The organism is uncultured Stenotrophomonas sp. (genome assembly GCF_963519925.1).
GTDB lineage: Bacteria > Pseudomonadota > Gammaproteobacteria > Xanthomonadales > Xanthomonadaceae > Stenotrophomonas > Stenotrophomonas maltophilia_AE.
Map to the genome: position 1 here is coordinate 1 of NZ_CAUQPH010000227.1, position 3481 is coordinate 3481.

A 3481-nucleotide genomic window follows, 5' to 3' on the forward strand; every position below is an offset into this window, starting at 1 on the left:
GTGGCGGCCGCAGGCCGCCGCCGGGGGACATTTGCATAGGGGCCTGCCGGCCGCGACGGGGCCCTCAACGCTCGCGAAAAACCTGACCGAAGACCGTCAAGCTGCTCCGACCTAAATCCCTGAATGACTGCCCACCGTCGAATGGATCAGGCCGCCGCGCGCTTGCGCCCGTAGACCCCAGTCCCTGCGGCAATTCCGCATCATTCACAATTTGATACAGCCGCGCGTTTAGGCTGGAAATCCGCGTTCTGTCGCGGCGGATGACAAACCCCGCAACTTTCGGCACTGTCGTGTGGTCTGATCCGCACGCAGTCTCTCCCCTGGCAAGGTGCCATGAGCAAGTTGATGAAATTCAAAGCCCCCGCATTCCTGATGGCCCTGGCGCTGAGCGCCCCCCTGGCGCTGGCGGCGTATGCCGACTCGCCGGCCTTGCCGTCGGCGGCCACGGCCGACCAGGTGACGACCTCCAAGCTGGTCTACGGGCTGCTGTCGGACAGCCGCTACGCCTACCGGCCACGCGCACTGGACGCTGCCACGTCCAAGGACGTGTTCAAGCGCTACCTGGAGTCGCTGGACGGCAGCAAGCAGTTCTTCACCCAGGCCGACATCACCAGGTTCGCCCCGTTCGAGGCCAACATCTCCTCCGCGATCCGTGGCGGCGAGCTCGAGCCGGCATTCCAGGTGTTCGCGGTCTACAAGCAGCGCGTGGGCGAGCGGGTGGGCTATGCGCGCAAGCTGCTCAAGCAGGATTTCGACTTCAGCAGCGACGAACGCTTCGAGTACGACCGCAAGGACGTGCCGTGGGCGGCCAGCAGCGCCGAGCTCGATGACCTGTGGCGCAAGTCGGTCAAGAACGACTGGCTGCGGCTGAAGCTGGCCGGCAAGCAGCCGGCGGACATCCGCAAGACGCTGGACAAGCGCTATGCGCAGCTGGAGAAGTCGGTCAACGAACTCAAGGGCGAGGACGTGTTCCAGTTCTTCCTCAACGCCTACACCAGCGCGGTCGATCCGCACACCGATTACTTCACCCCGCGCACTGCCGAAAACTTCAACCAGGCCATGTCGCTGTCGCTGGAAGGCATCGGTGCGCAGCTGCAGCGCCAGGACGACATGGTGGTGATCCGTGAGGTCATCGCCGGCGGTCCCGCCGCCGTGAACGGCACGCTGAAGCCGGGCGACCGCATCGTCGGCGTCGGCCAGGGCAAGTCCGGGCCCGTCGAGGACGTGATCGGCTGGCGCATCGATGACGTGGTCGCCAAGATCCGCGGCAAGAAAGACACCCAGGTGCGGCTGGAATTCATTCCGGCCGAGGAAGGCGTGGACGGCAAGCCGCACATGCTGGTGCTGACCCGTCAGAAGGTGCGCCTGGCCGAGCAGGCCGCCAAGGGTGAAACCCTGACCATCCCCGCGAAGGACGGCGAGCCGGAGCGCCGCGTGGGCGTGATCAAGCTGCCGACCTTCTACCAGGACTTCGAGGGTCGCCGTCGCAATGCCACCGACTACGCGTCGGCCACCCGCGACGTCGCCAAGCTGCTGGCCGGTTTCAAGAACGACAAGCTGGACGGCGTGGTGCTCGACCTGCGCAACAACGGCGGCGGTTCGCTGGACGAAGCGATCGAACTCACCGGCCTGTTCATCGAGCAGGGGCCGGTGGTGCAGGTGCGTGAATCCGGTGGCCGCGTCACGGTCAACAACGACCGCAGCGAAGCGGTGGCCTGGGATGGCCCGCTGGCGGTGCTGATCAACCGCGGCTCGGCCTCCGCGTCGGAAATCTTTGCCGGCGCGATCCAGGACTACGGCCGCGGCCTGGTCATCGGCGAGACCACGTTCGGCAAGGGCACCGTGCAGAACATCGTGGACCTGGACCGTTGGCCGAGCGGCGAAGCCCAGCGCTTCGGCCAGGTCAAGCTGACCATCGCCCAGTTCTTCCGCGTCAGCGGCAGCAGCACCCAGCACAAGGGCGTGGTGCCGGACCTGGCCTTCCCGGCCAGTGTCGACGCCACCGAGTACGGCGAAAGCACCTACGACAATGCCCTGCCGTGGACCCGCATCGCCGCCGTGCCGCACACCCAGTACGGCAACTTCGGTCCGCTGCTGCCCAAGCTGGAAAGCCGTCACGCCTCGCGCATCGCCACCGACAAGGAATTCCAGTGGTGGAACGAGGACGTGGAGCAGTTCCGCACCGAAGCGGCCAAGAAGTACATTTCGCTCAATGAAGGCGAGCGGCGTGCCGAGCGCGAGCGCCAGGACACCCAGCGCAAGGAGCGCCAGGCCACCCGCAAGCAGCTGGGCCTGGACCTGGACCCGCTGGCCGACGACAGCAATGACGATGGCCTGACCGGCAACGAGCGCGACATCGTCAAGGATGCGGCGCGCGAGAAGGCCGCCGAAAAGCGCCCTGATCCGTTGCTGCGCGAGTCGGCCGCGATCCTGGCCGACGCGGTGAACCTGCTGGCCGAAGACCGCCCGCTGTCAGCGCAGGTCCTGCCGCAGTCGACCGCGGTGGGCCGTTGGGCGGATTGACGTTCCGGCACCCCGGCGCACGACCAACGGTCGTGCGCTACCGGGTTGCGGTGCCCGCGCCGCCGCCGGTAGGTCACGACCGTTGGTCGTGACCGCGTGAACCCAACAGAAACGAAGGCCGGCGGAAGCGCCGGCCTTCTGCGTTCTAGACCCCACGCATACGCCGCCGCCCCTATGCTTGGCCGATCTTCCTCCTGCAGGAGCGCCCATGCGGCTGTCCCATGCACTCCCGGCCGGCCTGCTGGCCCTGTCCCTGTCCGCCTGCGGCGGCAAGGCTGCCGACAGCACGCTGCTGCGCGAATCCTTTGATTCGGGCGACACCTACTCGCGCACCGTGCCCGGCACCCCGGCGCAGGCCTGCGAAGCCGCGCGGCGCACCCTGCTCAGCCAGGGCTATGCGATCGCGCGCGCCGACGCCGACGCGGTGGAAGCGAACAAGAATTTCCAGCCCAGCGAGGATTCGCATGAGCAGCTCGTGCTGCGCATTTCCTGCGCGCCGCGCGGCGATGAAGCGCTGGTGTTCATCAGCGCGGTGCAGGACCGCTATGCCCTGAAGAAGAGCCCGACCTCGGCCAGCGTCGGCGTGGGTGCGCTGGGCTCGGTCTCGCTCCCGTTCGGCAGCAACGACGATTCGCTGGTGAAGGTCGCCAGCAGTACCGTGCAGGACGCGGATTTCTACCGTCGCTTCTTCGCGCGCCTGCAGCAATACCTGCCGGCCGCCAAGGCCAGCACGCCCGAACCCGCGCCGGTCCCGCCGGTGCCCGCACCTCAGGCGCCAGTACCGGAGCCGGCACGCGAGCCTGCCGCCGCGCAGCCGGTTCCGGCGTCACCCACGCTTGATCCCGCCACCTCGGCGCCCACACCGTCCACCTCAGCCCCCGCTACCGCCAGCCCGCTGCCGCCTACGTCCGTCGGGGATACGCCGGTTCCGACCCACTGAGCGGCCGCGTCTCCGTGC

Annotated in this window: 2 protein-coding genes; both read left to right on the forward strand. The window is 67.8% G+C overall.

Going from position 1 to position 3481, the window contains the following annotated elements; translation table 11 throughout:
- The first annotated feature begins 345 nt into the window (after positions 1 to 345).
- Positions 346 to 2523, forward strand: a complete 2178-nt coding sequence (locus tag RWO33_RS19780) for a carboxy terminal-processing peptidase (protein ID WP_145479173.1) — start codon at positions 346 to 348, stop codon at positions 2521 to 2523.
- A 208-nt stretch (positions 2524 to 2731) separates the two neighbouring features.
- On the forward strand, positions 2732 to 3463 hold the full coding sequence (locus RWO33_RS19785; RefSeq protein ID WP_314107124.1) for a DUF2242 domain-containing protein: 732 nt from the start codon (positions 2732 to 2734) through the stop codon (positions 3461 to 3463).
- Positions 3464 to 3481 lie beyond the last annotated feature (18 nt).